This is a genomic window from Pontibacillus sp. ABV4_188 (assembly GCF_056311905.1).
Window position 1 is genome coordinate 2,332,894 of the sequence record NZ_CM149975.1, and the last position, 20,047, is coordinate 2,352,940.

Consider the following 20,047-nt stretch of genomic DNA (forward strand, 5'->3'; position numbering starts at 1 on the left):
GGCTGAAACCCCCTTATAACTATCCTATAAATGGAAAAGATAGCTCTATAACATAAATAAGGGTGATTGAATGAACGAACGTAAACCAAAGAGTTCTATTCTTAGTCCAGCTTTACAATCAAGATTGATCATCAGTTGCTTTATATTTATAGCACTATTACTAAGTGTCAGCATTAGCGAGGAAGACTTACAAACGAGGTGGATCTTAAGCGCCTTACTCCTTGGTATGAATAGTTACATTGCTAAAGCCTTAGCACTTCACCTAACCTATAAAAGATCAAGAAGGATACGTGCATGGTCTTTAATTGAGAAACTAAGGCTTAGCATATACCTTTTTGTAACGTTGATTACCATGGGAGCGAGTGGTTCATGGGAAGTGTATTATCTCTTCTCCATTGCTTTAGCTCTGTTGCTCATGCATAAGTATAGCGAAACTTTATTCTCTAAAAGTAAAACCACGCATAAAGCTTTTGCCATGAGTGAAATCGATCAAATGAGCGGGACTGAGTTTGAACAATTTGTCTCTAAACTATATGAGGGCCTCGGATATTCTACTCAACTTACTCCTGCAACAGGGGATTACGGCGCAGACATTCTAACCGTGAAAAAAAGAGTAAAAACAGCTATTCAAACAAAGTGCTACGGGAGCGATAAGAAGGTTGGGATTAACGCAATTAATGAAGTAGTCGGAGGAGCAGGGTATTGGAAAGCTGATCGTAAGGTGGTTCTTACAAATCGCACTTTCTCTAGTTCAGCCATAAAGTCAGCACAGCGAAATGGGGTAACCCTCATCGATCGAGACGGATTGCAAATTCTTTTAGATCACTATAAAAAGGAAGTGGAAAAAGGGAGGAAGGGAAGACTTTTTCCATTACAGAAACGTTCAAGCAAATAAGTTCGAAATATACACGTTGAAATCGATCTTCAACAATACGTATATATGCTTTCCCAATTGTCACTTAACACACCTACTTTTCACTATCTTATATAAGTGAAAAAAATGTAGAAAAGAGCAATAACTGAATTTCAACATAAATATTCAAACTGATGAAAAATTCCCTTCATATGAAGGAGACTAAGTCTCTACCGACCTAGTCTCCTTTCATTTTATATGGACTTTTAACTTTCGATAACTGCATGGTTTCTTTGCCATCTATACTAACTTCGATTTCTTCTTCTCCTTTTAATGAATCTGGTAATCTCAAATCTCCTTTATACCCTGCACTCCCAACAACCTTTATTGAAAATGGAGTGTGTGACTCCACTAAAGACAAAGATACTGTACCTATTTCTTCCTCATTCCATGCTTCCATGTCTAAAACACGAAGGATAGCTAAATGTTCCTCCCCGGATAAATTCTGAATAGTAAACTCAAAAGTCTCACTTTCCCCCTTATAAATAGAAGTATCACCTGCCGTGACATCAATTTCCCTGACGATGCCTGCTAACTCTTCCTTAACCTCACTATACGTTGCAAGGTTTTCAGAGATAGGATTTGAGTTATGAATATAAGAAATTTTTGTAATGAGATCAGATATTTGTTCTTTTAATTTAGGTTCTTTGATTAGCTGTTCTGCTGAACTTAAAAATACCCATGTTGTCTTTACGTTAGACTTCCATGTTTCTAACTTAGGCTCTATGTCCAAACTCTGCATCTCCTCATCGGTGGATTGGAAATAAGCAGAAACATCCTTACGATCGAGGAGGGGGTTAACTCTCTTAGCCTCGGGTGTATAAAATAGTGAAGCATTATAAAGATAGCCTAATGCGACCCTTCTATCTGGAAGATTAAAAGACGTCGATAGAATAAAATCAGAATAAATTGGCTCCACTCCTTCAAAGTATTCTTGAGTTGGCGTCCGTTCTTGTTCAGCTGGTATCGAGGGGCCTTCTTCCATTAATAGCAACGTTACACTTGTAATCATGAGAAGAAAAGCTACAACGGATAAGGGATATAAGAACCAATCACGCTTTCTCTTCTGTTTTATGGACTGTATACTCTCCCAATTTCTCTTCTTCTGATTCTCATCCATCTCAAATGCTGGAAGCTTCTTCATATTCTCTTTCATATTATTATGATCGTGCATATTTCATCCCCCTCTCATCCATTACACTCGCTAATTTCTCTTTAGCCCTATGAAAAGTGGTATCCACTTTAGAAGTACTCCACCTTAACACATCCGCTGTTTCTCGAGTACTTAACTCTAGAATCCCTCTACAAATAACGACTTCTCGATATTTCGTCTTTAAGCTATTAATCGCCTGATACAATCGCTGATCTTCTTCTTTATTTAATACTATTTCTTCTGGGGTCAAACCACCCTCATGACTTTCACCTCTATCTATCAACCTTTCCCATTTTTTCTTTCTGTATCGATCAACAGAAACGCGTCTCGCAATTGAGAAGAGCCATGTTTTTGGTGATGCTTTTCCTTTAAATGAAGGAGCATGTTTCCAAGCTCTTATAAACACTTCTTGAACTAAATCATCTACATCATCCGTTCGATTGTAATACACGAGAAACTGGTACACATGCTGACTGTATAATTCGTACCATTCCTTGAACTGATCTTCCTGATCCATACACCCTCCTCCTTTATTCTTTATCCATTGGCTCTGTTAATGTTTAGTGTTGATTTTATTTCATATAAGCCCCTTATATGGAACACTCTAAGCTGAGACACTTTTGTGTAGATAGGTCCGTTACGTTGTCGAGTGGTTGGGGTGTCTGGGGAACGACTCGCTTTCCGCGGGCGAGCTGTCGAGCCTCCTCGGGAAAACCACCCTGTGGGGTCTCGTCGACCTCTTTCTCCCGCAGGAGTCTCCCCGTTCCCCAAACACCCCTGCTAGAGTTTTTACGAACGGACCAACACCTAAAGGGTGGTGAGAGTTGAGCGGTTTCCTCATATGGAATGTTTCCGTTACACCATATATGGTAGAGGTGGTTCGGGAAATTGCGAGACTCCTGCGGCAGTAGGAGCCTAGGGGAGACCCCACAGAGAGCGTAGCGAACGAGGAGGCTTCCCAGCTAGCCGCGGAAAGCGAGTGATTTCCCGAACCACCTCATGCTTTATCAACGCAAACGGAAACATTCTCTCATTTTCTAGTCTTCAAAAATTCTGTCCGATTCTTGAACTAGCTTGGTATAAAGAATAACAACAGCAAACTTTAGCAGAGCCCTACCCATTAGACGATAGAGAAGCTATTAATCTTACAGTTTTATGTAAATCGAGTTACAGTATAATACAAAGATTACAACAATTTCGATGGAATTTCATAGTTTTACCACTTCCATACAAGGGAATTTGCTAACGAACATTATGTTATAGAGGAGAGATTTCATGATTACACAAGGATGGACTTGGCTATGGGAGAAACATGAGCAGGCTAAAGATTTGATGCGTTTTTTTGCAAAACCAGATGAAAGCGCCTCCTCTTCACACAAACAATCCTCACAACAATCTTCTGGCGGAGATGATGGTGGAGGAAGGAGTTTTAAGAAAGCACAAGTAATTGGGCTTTTCGCAGGGCCCTTGTTATTTGCACTGACTTTTATCTTTTTTCAACCTGAAGGCCTTTCCTATGAAGGAAAAGCAGTATTAGCTAGTACCATTTGGGTAGCTGTCTGGTGGATGACTGAAGCCGTACCTATTCCGGTTACTTCCCTGATCCCCATTGTGCTATTTCCATTAACCGGCGGTCTGAATATGGACCAGACAGCTTCATCTTATGGTGATGACACCATCTTTTTATTTATGGGCGGTTTTATGATTGCACTTGCTATGGAGAAGTGGAACCTACATAAACGCATAGCACTGACAATCATATTAGCAATCGGAACAAATACGAGACGGATCGTTCTAGGGTTTATGGTCGCGACAGGTTTCTTATCGATGTGGATATCCAACACTGCTACTGCAATGATGATGGTGCCCATTGGTCTCGCGATTATATATCAGGTGTCCGAACAGCTAAAAGATGATGACTCGATTGATACATCTAAAGAGAACTTCGGGTTCGGAAAGGCTCTGATGCTAGGAATTGCTTATTCTGCTTCGATTGGAGGTATTTCAACACTCATTGGAACACCACCAAATACAGCTTTGGCAGCTGCGATTAGCAACCTATATGGAGTTGAAATTTCCTTTGCTCGTTGGATGTTGTTTGGAGTCCCTATTGCCTGGGGATTTATATTTATCGCCTGGTTTTACCTTGTGAAAATCGCTTATCCTCCTAAGATCAGTGAACTTCCTGGTGGACGTGAGGTTATCAAAAATGAAAAAGACGATCTCGGCAAGGCATCTTTTGAAGAAAAAGTGATCTTACTCGTCTTTACACTAGCCGCTTTCTCTTGGGTAACCCGTTCCTTTCTCTTACAACCGTATGTAAATGAGAATATCGGAGACGCCATGATTGCATTAATTGCCTCTTTTATTCTTTTTGTCATCCCTTCAAGATCTACTAAAGGGGATAGGTTGCTTGATTGGGATACAGCAGTAAAGTTACCTTGGGGGATCTTGTTACTATTTGGCGGGGGACTTGCTATTGCGACTGGTTTTACTGAGTCTGGATTATCTGAGTGGATTGGGAATCGACTAACTGTTTTACAAGGAATTCATATATTTGTGGTTCTTCTTGTTGTTGCTGCAATGGTTATTTTCTTAACTGAAATTACATCTAATACAGCGACAGCCAATATGATGTACCCGATTATGGCTTCTTTAGCTGTGGCTCTAGGAGTTCACCCATATGCCGTTATGATTGCTGCAGGCGTGGCTTCTTCATCTGCTTTTATGCTCCCTGTAGCCACCCCACCCAATGCAGTCGTTTTCGGTTCTAATTACTTGCGAATACCCGATATGGCTAAAGCGGGATTTGCCCTTAACCTGACTGGTATTATTATTGTAACGCTTGCTGTTTATTTCTGGCTTCCGATTGCATGGGGGATCGACCTTACGGAAATTCCAGAAATGCTTAAGAAAGAATAATGAGAAGGCCAGGGTCTCTCCCTGGCCTTTTTTTAATGCACAATAGTATAAAAAAAGCCCCGAGGATAGGATCATCCACAGGGAGGTTCTTCATTACAACTGTGTCAGTGTATTTGAAACCATCATAACGGTCACAATAATCGCGTAAATGATCCCGCCAAGGTAAGGGTTTTTCGTTACTCTATAAATTTTACGTGTAATGATTGCTGCTAGTGGGATAATAACAATAATTGGGAACAACCAGATCCCTGCAATGTTTGAGATGTTTGTAAAGAATACATCTCCTTCTATAAAAAAGTGTGTATATTGAATAGCGACAATTACAATAGCGCTCAAGCCATTAAAAAGCGCCATTAATGCCGTGTTTATCCACTCTTTTTTCCCGTTTGAAACATAGTTGAAACAGTTAACCGCTATTGAATTCGTTACATAGAAAAGTAAGAAGAATGGTACATACTTAAGCGCAATCAATAGTTTATCTGGTGTAAATGCTTTAATAGTAAGTACCCAAATCCGGAAGTCTGTCATAAAGAAATAATCTGCTATAAAGACTAATCCAAACGCACTCGTCGTTACGAGCAAAGAGAGTAAAATCGTCTTCAACAATGTTCGCAAATTAATAAGGATTCCAGAGGCTCGAAGATCTAATCCCTCTTTTTTCGAGAAGAATATATAGGACACGAACAAAATCACAAGTGTTACCACGCCCATGACAGCCGACCAAACACCAATATAATAAACAGGTGCTTGTGGGAAAAATTCTGGACGATTTGTTGCACTCCACGTAAATAAAGCTAAATAAGACCAACCTGATAGGAGAGCACTAACGATTAGCCCACCCCAAAACCATGCTTTGCCTACTCCCCGAGGTACTGGACCTGCTACAGCAGTCTCGTTGGCTTTCAATGATGAAAATACGCTTGTATTTAACATCGCTTTAGTAAAGCTTACAACAAACATAAAGAATGCTACTAAACCTAGGAAGTTGAAGAATACTTTCCACTGCCAGATTTGATTAGTAGAATCAATCTCTTTAGGTGAACCTATAGATTCATCGAAGTAGTTTAATAAACTCCCCACGACACTCTTAGAGAAATGATTCCAGGGGTGAATCTGGTTTGGATTATAAATGACACGCATTGCCTCCGCCCCATCTACTTCCTGTTTATATACGGTGTAACTGTCACGCTCCTCATTTATCTCACTTGGATCCATCCCAAAATGAAGAAACGACTGAGCATACTTAGTATCGATATAATCCCTCGGTGGTGTAACCGTTCCAGCTTCCCCAATACTACGGAAGAAGAATTCATCATATTTTGCAGCTATAATCCCTACATCTCGTGTTCCATACATATTTGTATACTCTTGATCATCGTTCCTCATAGACCAGTACAAAGGTTCTCCTGGATCGTTCGTATACATCGCATCATTAGCAACGAGTAGGACAGTTGAAATCAATCGCTCTTCTTCGGGCTTCTTATTATCCTCAAGCACAGACCAGTTAGCAGCTCTTGCTCCGTTAGAGTGTCCCGTGACACCAATTTTATCTCGGTCTATATAAGGGAGGTCAGCCATTAATTCAACCGCATCATACATCCCCGTCCCTCGATTTGGCCATTCAGCAGGCTCGACCGGGTCAGAGTTTCCATGACCATACATATCAATGGAAATGACAACATAACCTCTTCTAGCAAGTTCAACATTGTTCAAATCCTGCATCTCACGGTTATTATACCACCCGTGACTCGTCACAATCCCTGGGGCTTTTGACTCTTCAGAAACGCCCTCAGGTTTAAATAGTAATGCACTCATTAAGTGACCGGATGGAGTTTCCCATCGTAAATCTTTAACTTCAACATCCGTTCCAGATGTTTGCACGAAATAGGCTCCCACCATACTAACCAAAGCTAGTACAAGTGAAAGAATCAAGTACTTTGGAGTTCGATTGCCACTTTTCATGATGTCTTTCCTCCTTTACTAGTACATGTATATGCTTGGTAACGCTTCCAAAATACTTGTATCAAACATTCTTTTATAGAAAATGTAGACTTCTAAAAAAATGATGCCACACAAAAAGGATTATTAAGAAAACCTTAATAATCCTTTAATACCTAGTCCATATTCTCATGTTTCAATAGGTGTACAAGATAAAAAAATCGCTACAATCTCCCTTTGACTTAAGTAAGAGAGCTCCCCCTTAACTCATGGTCTTGGATGTCCCCTTTTCCCTTCAAGAAAGAAAGAACGCAGTGATTAAACTCTTTGGGTTTATCAATATTTACTACATGTCCGCTACCAGGAATAAGAAGTAATGTCGAGTTCCCTGCTTTTTTAGCGTCTTCGCTAATATACCTCTTAAACATATGATCCTCTGCACCAGTTAAATACAGTTTAGGAATATGTGAGGCTACTTCTTTCACATTCTCAAATGTCTGCTCCACCGTGTGAAGGATTTTATACCATCCGAGAAACTCTTTACGCTCCATTTCTGTGGCTTCTTTGATAAAAGCGTCTCTGGAAGATTTATGGCTATTCTTAGGCATTAATATATAAGCAAATAAAGAGTAAATCCACATATGAGGCGCCATATTTTTTAACAACCCTCCAAGAGTAAGTAAGACTCTTGACAAAGGATTAATTCTTGTAATTGCACCTCCAAGTACAACGGTTTCGATCCGTTCCGGAGCAATAGACATAATGTTGTGTATGAGCACCGAACCTAAGGATAGACCAACAAAATGAGCTTTATCTATACTTAAGTAATCCAATACTCTTAGAACTTCTTTTGAAGCTAATTCAAACGAAAAATCCTCATTATAATCATCGATACTTGGTGAATTCTTATGTCCTGGTAGATTAATAGCAATGATATTAAAATTCTTTCTAAACTCCTTAATTTGCGGGAAGAAGATACTTGAATTTCCTCCAATCCCGTGTAAAAGAACAACATATTCCTTACTACTGTCTTGGCCCAATACTTTATGTTCTAACAAAACGACAATCCTTCCTCATATGCTTTATAGCTGATTGTGATGAACGTAACTTCAATCTGAGTTGTTATCCTTAAAGATACAGTATCAGATCATTTGCTCTCCAGGCAATTGAAATTAGAAAAAGGATTAACCATTAGAAGAGAAATTTTACAATTAACTCCCTTGTGTCTTAATCCTTCACCTTCTGCAAGGAGTATGTCCTGCTCATGCTGTTTGTCTGATATATCTAGAACGGATGCATATGCTGCGGCTAAAATAGGTCCTTGTTATCCACCTACTGAAGCAAGACATAGTACCTTATTCCCTTCTAACGAATCCGGAAACCATTAGATGCATTGCTATGTTCCCTCTTCTTATTATGAAATTACTATTTTCGGCATACATAAATCATCTCTTTGCTAGTAGAGGTAAGCAAACCTTCTTCCCAATCCCCATATAGATGAATAATAGATAGTCCATGCTTCTCTAGCAGTCTCTTCATTTCTTTTGGAAAAACAAATCGGAGGGCTATGTGAGATTTTTCTTCGTATATCATATCATCATACTCATTCTTGTATCGCCGTGTTGTGGTGTTATACTGGACCTGACTCAAAGCGTCATACTGACTCAAGTGATAAACATCGACTAAATCCCCCGTTTCTTCATCTTTGTAAGAATGCTCAAATACCTCTTCCAGTTCACTTAAGAGTTCATAGGCATTCGGAAAACGAGTACCAAAGATAAACACACCATTCTCTTTTAGGTTGCGAGTAACGGATGCCAGCAACCCATCCTGAGAGTCATTGGTAAGAAAATGTTGAAATGAATTTCCAACAGTAAAGATAAAATCCACTTTCTTATGGAGGTTCAAATCTGCACAGTCATCTAGGAGCCAGTTAATAGTGTCCCCTGCTCTTGTTTTTCGTTTGGCTTCCTCTAACATGCCCTGATGTACGTCTATACCAGTCACATCAAATCCCGCACGAGCTAGGGGGAACGTTGCTCGACCTGTGCCACAAGCCAGATCAAAAATAGGACCATCTTGTTTCTTCGCCCACTTCAAAAGAAGCGGAATATCACGCTTATACGTATGGTTCTGACCATCATAACGAGCCGGATCATCATATTCTTCTAAATTATATATTTTATCAAGGTTTTCCATAGATACCTCCTATCATCAAACTAAAAGATGTTAATTTAAAATAAAGAACATATCTTACATTATTTTATATAATTTTACTGAATCCAATATAAATACTGAATAATAGACGTACCCTGATAGAGTACGTCTATTCTTTATGAGTTAACGACTAATTCATGTTGATCATTAACCATAATTCGGTCACCTGTGTCCCTATCCTTTTATGGTCTACATAGGGTTGCCCTCTATTTTTCATCTATTACCTCTTCATCACCTCTTATTCTAGAACTCGATCCGACACCCTATTCAGCAAGTCTTTTTCAAATTGTTCTAATGAGACGTTGTAAGTTCCTTCTTGACCGTACCGCCTGACCTGCACAGCTCCGTGTTTTTCTTCATGATCTCCCACCACGAGTAGGTACGGTACTTTCTTCATCTGCACGTCACGAACCTTATACCCTAGCTTCTCATTTCGAAAATCAACTTCCACCCGCACCCCTTTGTGTTTTAAACGGTCTCTCACATCCTCGGCATACTGTTTATGAACATGGTTCGATACTGGAATGACTTTTACCTGAACAGGGGCAAGCCAGTCAGGAAAAGCTCCTCCAAAGTGTTCAATCAGAATACCTAAAAATCTGTCAATAGAACCAAACACCGCTCGGTGGAGAACAACAGGCCGAGCTTTATTGCCGTCTTGATCAATATAGGATAAATCAAATTTCTCAGGCATTTGGAAATCAAGCTGGACGGTAGCACATTGATGGCTTCTATTTAGAGCATCTTTAATATGCACATCAATCTTAGGCCCGTAAAAAGCACCATCTCCCTCATTTACACTGTACTTATAATCAAGGGAATCAAGGACTTTTTCTAATGCATTTTCGGCTTGGTCCCATAGAGCATCATCTCCCATTGAATCTTCAGGTCTCGTAGAAAGCTCAATCGAATACTCGAAGCCAAATGTCTCATACACATATTCAATCAGATTAAGGGCTGAGCGAATCTCATTTTCAATTTGCTCCGGAGTCACAAAGATATGAGCATCATCCTGACAAAAGGTCCTCACCCGAAGCATCCCATTCAATGCACCGCTAAATTCATGACGATGAACCTGACCGAATTCCGCCATTCGAATCGGAAGATCACGGTATGAGTGAAGCTGGTCCTTATAAATCAGCATATGACCCGGGCAGTTCATTGGCTTTAGAGCAAAGTGCTGGTTATCCACTTCGGAGAAATACATATTTTCTTTATAATGATTCCAGTGCCCAGATTGTTCCCATAGGCGCTGGTTCATCATCATTGGTGTCCGAACTTCTTCATAGTCAAAAGAATGTTGCAAGTCTCTTAGGAATTTTTCTAATTCATTCCGGATTGTCTGACCATTTCGTAAATAAAACGGCATTCCCGGAGCTTCTTCAGAGAACATAAATAAATCAAGCTCTTTCCCTAACTTGCGATGATTACGTTTCTCCGCTTCTTCTAAGAAGTGTACATACGCTTGTTTATCTTCTTTAGAAGGAAAAGCGATCCCATAAATACGCTGCAATACTTCACGGTTGCTGTCTCCTCTCCAATAAGCACCTGCTACATTCGTAATGGAAAACGATTTAATCCACTTTGTAGACGGAACATGTGGACCTCTGCACAAATCTACGAATTCCCCTTGGCGGTAAACGGATACAGGTTCATCACCAGGAATTGCTTGTAGTAACTCCATCTTATAAGGATCATGGGCGAAGAGCCGTTCCGCCTCCGCTCGTGTTAAGATTTCTCGCTTCACTTCCAAATTTTCATCAATTATTTTCTTCATTTCTTTTTCAATCATTGGAAGATCTTCTTTTTGTATAGAATCTTCTACATCTACGTCATAGTAGAATCCATTTTCAATGACTGGTCCTACTCCGAACCTCGCCTCCCCATATATTCGTTTTACGGCTTGCGCTAATACGTGGGCACTTGTATGGCGCATCAACTCTAAACCATCATCTGAATCCAATGAGACTAAAGAAATCTGTGCATGATCCTCAATAGGACGCTTGTAATCAAACAATTGCCCGTTCACTCGTCCTCCGACAGATTTCTTCTTCAAAGTAGTGCTAATAGAGCCTGCAATATCTTCTAACGTACTTCCTTGTGGATACATCTTTTCATTTCCGTCTGGAAAAATAATGTTAATCATGCTTTCATTCACTTTTCACCACTCCTTTTTATAAATAAAAAAACGCGCTACATCCCTATAAAAGGGACGAGCGCGCATACCCGTGGTTCCACCCCACTTCCCGGTAAAATAAACCGGCTTCGTGACCGCTGTATCGTAGCATCTACGGCGCAAGCTTACTAAACGTTCAGCCGCGCAAGCTCCCAGGGGGTAAGACCATTCACCTGCATTAGGAAGATCTCAGCACCCTTCCTTCTCTGTAAATCGGTATGAATCTCTCATGTCCTGTTCATTGCAAAATAACTATTAAAAATAGAAAACAAAAAACACACCCATCCCTAATAAGGGACGAGTGTGTTGCTCGTGGTTCCACCCAAGTTCTCATTACATCCATAATGACTCAAAGAGGCTGTAACGTAGCGGTTACGGTATAGATTACAATAAAGGTTCACCTATACAGCTCAAAGGGGGTAAGGCATTCTGCTGCGTTAGGAAGTCTCAGCACCCTTCCCTCTCTGAAAACCGTTCAGAAATCTCATGTCCTCGTCATAGCTTTTGTTATTTTTTACTACTATATTCCAAAATTCGTATGCAGTCAATACAATTCCTAAAATTTAGCGATAAACACTAGCGCACGAATTTGCCTGCGGTTCATAATAGCAATGATTCTTATATTGCCCTGCAAAAGGCTGACCGAACCATGTCGATGGACAAGAGCCTGATGGATTGAAGTACCAAAGGGAATACTTTGCTGGGAATTGTCTCCAGGATTTTAAATTCTTCTCTGCTAAACGCTTTTCAGCCGATCTAGCTCTGTTGTAAAATAGATTCCCTTTTTGTACAGCCTCGAATGAGTAATTGCCTCCTTGAACTTGATAAATAACATCAGAAATGGTTCTGAGATCTTTGAAATCTAAACAATCTGATGCAGCACGATTTACAATAACATTACCTACATATAACATTCCTTGTTTTCCTTCACTAACCGCTTCTGCTCTCATCATCCTCGCCATTAAAGCAACGTCTGAATCTGTATATTTTACTCTCGGCATACTTTCACCTCACAATTTTGTATGCAAAATTTCTTTCGTTGTTTAACTACTTGTGAAAACCCAATATTTATAAGTATGTAAGAGCAGCTTATCCTATTATTCATTCATTTTCTATTTACTCTTCAGTTGAAGAGTAAATAAAGATAAATCATTAGATTTTTTCGTTCATATCCAAATAAAAATAGGGCAAAATCTACTTGATTTCGCCCTTAAAGACATAACAGTTATACGATCTTCAGTTCTTTACTACACCTGACTTTTCTCTTCCTCCTGCAACTTCCTCCACAGAATCTTTCCGGAACTTGTTGTCGGAAGGGAATCCCGAAACTCTACGAGCCTAGGATACTTATAGGCAGCCATGTGTTCTTTCGCCCATTCAATGATCTCTTCCTCAGCTACTGTGCCTTTTGCCTCCTCGTTTAAAATCACGAAGGCTTTTACTGTTTCACCCCGTCGTGGATCAGGAACTCCGACTACACAGGCTTGTTGTATAGCAGGGTGGTTATAAAGGAGTGATTCGACTTCTGTTGGCCACACCTTATACCCTGAAGCGTTAATCATTCTCTTCACCCGATCGACAATAAAGAAGTATCCTTCTTCGTCCACTCTTCCTATGTCTCCTGTACGGAAAAATGTTTTCCCGTCAATCTCAAGAAATGATCCTTCATTGTCAGATTCATTGTAATACCCTACAAAGACTTGAGGGCCATTTACAACAATTTCCCCTGTCTCATTTACTCCAAGCTCAAGTTGAGTAGCAGGATCAACAATACGTGCATCAACATCGAATGAAGGGACACCAAGGCACTGAAGTTTCGGACGATCAGGTGGATTGAAGTGAGTATGGGATATCGTTTCAGATAAACCATATCCTTCAATAAACTTAAGCCCCGTCATCTCATATAGCTTGTTACCAACAGCCTCGGGCAATGCAGCTCCACCACCTGCTAGTACTTGAAGACTTGAGATGTCATAGGACGAAAGAGCAGGGTTTGCAAGAAAATCTATCAGCATTGTACTGATCATAACCCAGTGTGTTACTTGATTTTCTTCAATCAATTTAGCTGCCATCTCTCTGTCCCATCGAGTTACTATGACCATTGTACATCCGCCATATACCGGGGCGTGAAGACTATGGAGCATCCCAGTTACGTGGAACAGAGGTAAGGTAGTAAGGTGCACACTATCCATTGTAATGCTTACCCAGTTGTAAGCAGATACTGCATTCGCTTGAACAGTTGAATTTGTATGCAAACACCCTTTTGGTTTTCCTGTAGTACCAGAAGTATATGGCATAACACATAAGTCATCAGGACCTGCTTCAGATGGCTTAGGTGAAAAACCGGCTGCCAGGGCATCTTTCCAATAATACGTTCCGGCGTGATGGAATGATTGACGTGGTGCAAGCACTTCAGGCGGGAGGCCCTCCATGTGCTCTGCAGGCAGATAATCACTATAAGAAGCTACCACAATGGATTCAAGAGATGTCGATTTTATGAGCGGTTGTACTCGATCATACAACTCTTGTCCAACGATCGCGTTCTTAATTTGACTATCTTGAATGAAAAAGGCTAACTCCTCCGATGTGAGCATGGGATTGATCGGGACGACAAGGGCATCAGCACGATTAATGCCATAGAAGCTCACTGCATATTGAGGAGAGTTCTGCATAAAGATCAGAACAGGCTCTCCTCTTTCAACACTTAGTTTGTGCTGCAAATAACCAGCAAGTGCGTCTGCTTCTTCTTTAAACGTTCGATAAGAAATCTCACTTCCGTAATAAAGCATAGATGGATGATCAGGAAAACGTGCTGCGGCCACCTCCAAGTTATGATAGAGCGTCGTTTGCGGTACAGACAGACTTTTCGTTACACGATTCGGGTAGTACTGAAGATGATTCGTTAACATAAATCGCCATTCCCCTTTCCACTCTTAGGTATAGTCGTTAACCTACGTTACGGTACAAGCACTAGCTTCCCTTTCGTTTTTCTGCTCTGAAGTAATTCATGTACGTTTGCTGCCTCAGCAAGAGGATAGACTCCCCCGATTGTAAGTTTCAGCTCATCCTTTTGAACAAGAGCTAAGAGTTCCTGCAAACTTGAACTGAATAATTTAGGTTTTTTCATAATTTGTGGTAAAAAGAAGCCGACAACTGATAAGTTCCGGTTCATTAAACCTGAAGGATACATTTGAGCTGGGTTCCCACTCGCGACACCATACACCACGACACGTCCAAAGGAGCGCATACACTTAACCGTTTCATGGAAGATCTCGCCACCTGCCATCTCTAATGCAACATCAACTCCCTTTCCATCGTTTGCTTCTATTACCTTCTCCCGCCAATTATCTTCCGTGTAATTCACAATCGCATCTGCCCCGAGTGACTTGGCAAGTTCTAACTTCTCTTCTGTACTAGCGGTAGCAATAACCTTACCCGCTCCGAAAGTTTTAGCCAATTGTACGGCAAGAGATCCAACACCACCAGCTGCTGCGTGAACAAGAACCGTTTCTCCTGCTTCAAGCCGGCCCATCGTTTTTAAAATATGATAAGCAGTTAAGCCTTGAAGAGGGAGAGCAACAGCTGTTTCAGGCGTCACGCCTTCTGGTATTGGAATTAACGTCTGAGCATTAGCCACAGCATATTCAGCATATCCGCCCTTCTCAATGAGCGTAACGACACGGTCTCCCTTTTGGACGTTTGCTACACCTTCTCCAATCTCCTCCACGATTCCAGCAACTTCGGCTCCAGGGATAAAAGGTAGCGGAGTTGGAACAACATATGCCCCCTCACGGCGAGCGGTATCTGCATAATTCACGCCAATGGCTTCAACTTTAAGCAGGACCTCCCCAATAGATGGACTAGGATTGTTTAAATCTTTCATTTCTAAAACTTCCGGTCCTCCGTAGTTCTCAAATTGAACAACTTTCATGAAAACTCCTCCTTATTGACCTGTAAATACAGGCTTTCGTTTCTCAACAAATGCGCTAACGCCTTCCTGGTGATCCTCTGTTGAAACCATGACAGTCTGAGTAATTCGCTCTTGCTCAAGAATTGAAGCAAGATCAGCTGTTTCAGACTGGTTGACGAGCTTTTTCATCATACTGATTGCACGACCTGGTCCCATTGCAATTTTAGTAACGTATTCTCTTGCTGAAGCTTCAAGTTCGCTTTGCTCATATACTTTGTTGACTAAGCCAAGCTCCATGGCTTGTTGGGCTGATACGGGTTCAGCATTAAAGAGAAGCTCTTTAGCTTTATAAGGACCAAGCTTTTTCGTTAGGAAATAGCTGCCACCTCCATCTGAGACTAATCCCACTTGAGCAAAACTTAAGACGAACTGACTTTCTTTGGCTGCAATAATTTGATCGCACGCAAGTACTAGATTCCACCCTGCTCCAGCTGCGAAGCCGTGAACGATGGCAATGATTGGTTTTGAGCATTCTTTCATTGTTAGTATAAGTTCATTTAGATACCCTAAATGATCATACACATCTGTAGCTGTTGCTTGTCCCATCTCTTTTACATCACCACCTGCCGAGAAAGAACGTCCTGCACCTGCGATGGTAATCGCTTTAATAGAATCAGACCTTTCTGCTTCTTTGACAGCCCGGGTCAACCCAGTAATCATTTCTTCACTGAATGCATTGAGCCGATCTGGCCTATTTAACACACACGATAAAACAGGCCCTTCTTGAGTAACTTGTAAATGATCATTGCCTTGTATCAAATCATTTCCTCCTTTATATTAGCGAACGAAAAGCTTCGCTTCGATCATGTGAGACGCGATGACACGGTTACGTTCAATGCGATTCTCTGTAAGGAAGGTATTCAAATTCACGGAAACACCCATTAAGAATTGGGATCGAATTTCTCCTTTTAACAAGGAAGCCCCAAGATACTTCGCGTTCGTTTCAACTTGTGCTAAAGTATGTTCCACAAACGTCCCAGCAAGTTTCTCTTTTATACTGTAAGTACGATCCCCTTGTTCTTTTGCTTTCTCTGCCCGGACTACGCATGATTCTGCTTGATAAAGGGCAATCGCAATATTAGCAAGCTTCATCAGGGTTTCCTGTTCATTCTTCATAGCGTCCCCGTAGGCTTCGTAGGCAGCACCTGCACATACTAAGAAAATATTTCTGAAGGTATCAACAGCTTGATGCAGGGAAGGGAGAATGTCGTCTTCTTTCTGTACACCACTTTCAAGCTTTGCCTGTGCCTGCTCAATTAATGAACGTGCATCGATCTCTCCCTTCGCCACTCGTTTAAAGAACGCCCCAGGGATTAGTAACCGATTAATCTCGTTCGTGCCTTCAAATATTCGATTAATTCGTGCATCCCTATACGCTTGTTCAACAGGGTATTCTTTAATAAAGCCGGCTCCCCCATGAAGCTGAACGCCTTCATCTGCCATGTAATCAAGAGTCTCAGAACCCACAATTTTACAAATAGCCGATTCTAGAGCATGTTCATTCATTGCTTTAGCAATCGCTTTGTAATCGGCAGAATCCTCATAGCCTCCCAGAGCTGATTCTACAAGCCCTGCTGTACGGTACATAACCGACTCGGCTGCAAATAATTCACTCGCCATCGTTGCAATTTTTTCTTGTGTTGCGGGAAAATCTGCAATGCGCCGTTTAAATTGCTTTCGTTCCGTTACCTGCGTTAAGGTCGCATCAAAGACAGCACGTGAAGCGCCAGTGGTTGCAAAGCCAAGATTAAAGCGCCCTAAGTTCAGCACATTTAAAGCAATAACATGACCACGGCCAACTTCCCCTAACAGATTCTTTACAGGCACCTCGCAGTCTTCAAAAATGACTGAACACGTTGAAGAACCTTTGATCCCCATCTTCTGTTCTTCCGGTCCAATCGTGACCCCAGGAAAATCCTTTTCAACTATGAAAGCAGAGAAATGCTCCCCGTCGACTTTGGCGTAAACAATAAAGGTATCAGCAAATGCAGCATTCGTTATATAAAGTTTAGTTCCATTCAAAATATAGTGCGTGCCTGCTTCGTTCAAAGCGGCTGTCGTTTTAGCCGCTAACGCATCTGAACCCGCCTCTGGTTCAGTCAAGCAATAGGCTCCGATATATTCACCTGAGGCCAGTTTAGGAAGGTATGTCTCTTTTTGTTCTTTTGTTCCGAAGTACGTAATAGGTAGAGTCGCAATACAAGTATGATTACTGTGCGCTACAGAATATCCACTCGCACTCCCCAGGGCTTCACCAACAATCCCTTTGCTAATTTTGTCTAATCCCAATCCTCCATAAGCTTCTGGAATGCTGTGCCCAAGTAAACCAAGCTCCCCAGCTTGCTTCATAAGGGTTGCAACTAATTCAAAGTCTCCATTCTCGATGGTCTCCCTTTGAGGGTAGACTTCTCCTCTTAAGAACTTCTGAGCTGTTGTCTGAATCATCTTATGCTCATCTGATAAATCTTCTGGAGTAAACATATCTAGAGGCGTTATAGGATCCGTTAAAAACTGCCCACCTCTGATCACCTTATCGACTGGATTCATAATCCTTAACCTCCTTAATCGACCCGCTTCTCTTAGAAAACACGGGGACAATATTATGTTGGTTTTCATTCGCCACAAACGCTAGATCCTCTTCTAAACCATAAGCAGTCATCATTTCTCCAACTCTCGTTTCAGCTAAGACTTCTTTAGCGGCCCGCTTTTCGTTTCTATATACCATTAAGGCACCTTGAGCCGCATCAGATAATTCCCATTCATCTTTTAGTATCAATGAATGTATGAGCCCCCCCGGCACCATAATAGTCCTCTAGACAGAACGAGTTGGCTGATCCGGAGCACACAAGTACAATATTTGCTGTTCGGTGTTTTTGGTGGAGTCGGTGGGCTATTGGCTCTGTATTGAGAAGTGAACATAGATAGACCATTGAAGCTCCCTCTGAACGGCGAGTGGCAACTGTTCCATTTGTTGTCGACAATATGAGCAGACGATTACAAACAACTCGATTTAACGTTAGTGGATTAGGTGGAAGAAAGCCTTTAATCGTGATGCCTCCATACTCCCCTGCAATGAGTGGGTTTTCATGTTGCAATCTTTTTGATACTGCTATCGCTTCCTGTTCGTTTAGAACCGGTATTACTTCCCGTGCACCATTTGCTAAACTTGCCGCAATAGTAGAAGTAGCAAGGAGCACATCAAAGACAACGGCAACTGAGTTTTCCTGCCACCTAGAAGGATCAATATCTTCTTTTTTCATCACTACATGAATGCGTCCCACCTCTACACCCTCGCTGTTTCTTCTGCTAGGTCAATAAGGTGATTCACAAAATGATTCATATGCGCAAATCGTGGGTCGCTTGTCTGCCCCATTTTGTAACGGTAATAGATTTGTTGTACAATCCCAGCGAGCTTAAAATAAGCGAATGATAGATAGACGTCCATATTGGTTACGTCCCTACCGCTTTTCTTCGCATACCGTTCTATAAAGTCATCCCGGGAGAAGAAGCCTTCTTGTATGGTTAATGGTGGTTTCCCTAATCCTTTTCGTAACGACTCTGGGTCATCCTTCTGGATCCAGTATCCTAAAGCTACTCCAAGATCAGCCATTGGGTCACCAACCGTCGTCATCTCCCAGTCAAATAACCCCACCATCCTGCTATAGTTATTTCTGTTAAACATCGCGTTATTTAGTTTGTAATCATAATGGATGACTGAAGCTTCAGAAGAAGATGGTATGTGATCGACGAGCCACCTCTTAATTCGCTCACCTGATTTCACATCATCTGTCAGTGCTTTGTCATAACGCTTAATCCAACCGTGCACTTGGCGCTCCATAAATCCTTCTGGCTTCCCTATTGTTTCGAGTTCAGTTCCTTGATAGTCAAGATTGTGTAGTTCGACAAGCCTATCGACCATCTCTTTAGAAATCTCTTGTCCTAGTTGATGAGAACCTTCTACTCCCTCTGGCCATTCCGTATCAAGAACAATGCCCCTTTTCCTTTCCATTATAAAGAACGGTGCTCCTAAAAGAGATTCATCACCATACACAATAGGTCTAGGCGCAAGAGGGAACTTATCGTGAAGCGCTTTCAAAATTGTGTACTCTCGATTCATATCATGAGCTTTTGGAGCAACCGGTCCAAGAGGAGGGCGACGTAGTACCGCTTCAAAGTCCTCTTTCTTCAATTCATAAGTTAAATTCGAATGACCTGCACCGAATTGACGAACCTGAAGTTCTCCTGATGGAAAGGAAGACAAATGACGCTTAAGAAAATCATCGAGCGCTTTGCTATCAAGTTCTTCTCCGCTCCTTACGGGTTGTGTATCTTGCATGAACTCCCTCCCTTTTTAAACGTTCACTACAAACTGATCTAACTTCTCTCGAATAGGATCAGAGAGTGGTTTACTTTTCTCTGTTTCTACATCGAATGAAACAATGACCGACTCTCCTCTAGCGATTAGTGTATCTGTTTCGTCATCGTAAATCTCTTGCAGAGCCGTGAAACTACTATTACCAATACGAACGACTTTCGTCACAATAACAAGAACCTGCCTAAAATAAGCTTGCTTAATAAAGTCACATTTCGCCGATGCCAGAACATAATTCTGGTCTACATCAAAAATATCTGCATCATAGAAAAACTGAATTCTAGCATCTTCTAAATAGACAAAATAGTTACTATTATTTACATGCCCGAGTAGGTCTGTTTCACAAAACCGAACCATTACTTTATGTTGATGCACGTCGTCACCTC

General features: G+C 41.3%; 17 protein-coding genes and 1 other annotated feature. Of the genes, 2 read left to right on the top strand and 15 right to left on the bottom strand.

Features of this window, described 5'->3' with window-relative positions; all coding sequences use genetic code 11:
• Positions 1–70: 70 nt before the first annotated feature.
• Entirely contained in the window at positions 71–895 is an 825-nt protein-coding gene (locus tag ACYX4O_RS11965) for a restriction endonuclease (RefSeq protein ID WP_476351177.1), read from the top strand.
• Between the two features lie 196 nt (positions 896–1,091).
• Here the strand turns inward: ACYX4O_RS11965 and ACYX4O_RS11970 are convergent, their stop codons facing one another.
• Both ACYX4O_RS11970 and ACYX4O_RS11975 read right to left on the bottom strand, forming a co-directional pair.
• Positions 1,092–2,087 carry a hypothetical protein gene (locus ACYX4O_RS11970; RefSeq protein WP_476351179.1) on the bottom strand — a complete coding sequence of 332 codons (996 nt, stop codon included), beginning with the start codon at positions 2,085–2,087 and terminating at the stop codon, positions 1,092–1,094.
• Entirely contained in the window at positions 2,074–2,583 is a 510-nt protein-coding gene (locus tag ACYX4O_RS11975; protein WP_476351181.1) for an RNA polymerase sigma factor, read from the bottom strand. Before ACYX4O_RS11975 ends, ACYX4O_RS11970 begins: the two co-directional genes overlap by 14 nt.
• A 758-nt stretch (positions 2,584–3,341) precedes the next feature.
• Between ACYX4O_RS11975 and ACYX4O_RS11980 the strand changes: the two genes are divergently transcribed.
• The gene (locus ACYX4O_RS11980) at positions 3,342–4,988 is read left to right on the top strand and encodes an SLC13 family permease (RefSeq protein WP_476351183.1); all 1,647 of its coding nucleotides are present in this window, start codon (positions 3,342–3,344) and stop codon (positions 4,986–4,988) included.
• A gap of 93 nt (positions 4,989–5,081) precedes the next feature.
• On the opposite strand, the gene ACYX4O_RS11985 is transcribed toward ACYX4O_RS11980, so the two are convergent.
• The 13 genes from ACYX4O_RS11985 to ACYX4O_RS12045 all read right to left on the bottom strand — a co-directional run bounded on the left by ACYX4O_RS11985 (position 5,082) and on the right by ACYX4O_RS12045 (position 20,036).
• Positions 5,082–6,950, bottom strand: coding sequence for an alpha/beta hydrolase family protein (locus ACYX4O_RS11985; protein ID WP_476351185.1), 1,869 nt, complete (start codon positions 6,948–6,950; stop codon positions 5,082–5,084).
• 218 nt (positions 6,951–7,168) lie between these two features.
• Entirely contained in the window at positions 7,169–7,984 is an 816-nt protein-coding gene (locus tag ACYX4O_RS11990; protein WP_476351187.1) for an alpha/beta fold hydrolase, read from the bottom strand.
• 367 nt (positions 7,985–8,351) lie between these two features.
• Complete coding sequence (locus ACYX4O_RS11995) at positions 8,352–9,125, bottom strand: class I SAM-dependent methyltransferase (protein ID WP_476351189.1); 774 nt, start codon at positions 9,123–9,125, stop codon at positions 8,352–8,354.
• Between the two features lie 256 nt (positions 9,126–9,381).
• On the bottom strand, positions 9,382–11,301 hold the full coding sequence (gene thrS / locus ACYX4O_RS12000; protein WP_476351191.1) for a threonine--tRNA ligase: 1,920 nt from the start codon (positions 11,299–11,301) through the stop codon (positions 9,382–9,384).
• 308 nt (positions 11,302–11,609) lie between these two features.
• Positions 11,610–11,827: a binding site (T-box leader), on the bottom strand.
• 55 nt (positions 11,828–11,882) lie between these two features.
• Positions 11,883–12,320: a cell wall hydrolase gene (locus ACYX4O_RS12005; protein WP_476351193.1), complete on the bottom strand. Its 438-nt coding sequence runs from the start codon at positions 12,318–12,320 to the stop codon at positions 11,883–11,885.
• A gap of 246 nt (positions 12,321–12,566) precedes the next feature.
• Entirely contained in the window at positions 12,567–14,228 is a 1,662-nt protein-coding gene (locus ACYX4O_RS12010) for a long-chain fatty acid--CoA ligase (protein ID WP_476351195.1), read from the bottom strand.
• 47 nt (positions 14,229–14,275) lie between these two features.
• Positions 14,276–15,250: a quinone oxidoreductase family protein gene (locus ACYX4O_RS12015; protein ID WP_476351197.1), complete on the bottom strand. Its 975-nt coding sequence runs from the start codon at positions 15,248–15,250 to the stop codon at positions 14,276–14,278.
• Between the two features lie 12 nt (positions 15,251–15,262).
• Positions 15,263–16,048, bottom strand: a complete 786-nt coding sequence (locus ACYX4O_RS12020; protein WP_476351199.1) for an enoyl-CoA hydratase/isomerase family protein — start codon at positions 16,046–16,048, stop codon at positions 15,263–15,265.
• Between the two features lie 18 nt (positions 16,049–16,066).
• A complete protein-coding gene (locus tag ACYX4O_RS12025) occupies positions 16,067–17,836 on the bottom strand; it encodes an acyl-CoA dehydrogenase family protein (RefSeq protein WP_476351201.1) in 1,770 nt (589 codons plus the stop codon).
• Positions 17,820–18,065 (bottom strand): 2-phosphosulfolactate phosphatase, encoded by a 246-nt coding sequence (locus ACYX4O_RS12030; RefSeq protein ID WP_476351202.1) that lies wholly within the window; start codon positions 18,063–18,065, stop codon positions 17,820–17,822. Before ACYX4O_RS12030 ends, ACYX4O_RS12025 begins: the two co-directional genes overlap by 17 nt.
• Positions 18,049–18,549, bottom strand: coding sequence for a 2-phosphosulfolactate phosphatase (locus ACYX4O_RS12035; RefSeq protein ID WP_476351204.1), 501 nt, complete (start codon positions 18,547–18,549; stop codon positions 18,049–18,051). The genes ACYX4O_RS12030 and ACYX4O_RS12035 overlap by 17 nt, the downstream gene beginning before the upstream one ends.
• 23 nt (positions 18,550–18,572) lie before the next feature.
• A complete protein-coding gene (locus tag ACYX4O_RS12040; protein WP_476351206.1) occupies positions 18,573–19,625 on the bottom strand; it encodes a phosphotransferase family protein in 1,053 nt (350 codons plus the stop codon).
• 15 nt (positions 19,626–19,640) lie between these two features.
• Positions 19,641–20,036, bottom strand: coding sequence for an acyl-CoA thioesterase (locus ACYX4O_RS12045; RefSeq protein WP_476351208.1), 396 nt, complete (start codon positions 20,034–20,036; stop codon positions 19,641–19,643).
• Positions 20,037–20,047 lie beyond the last annotated feature (11 nt).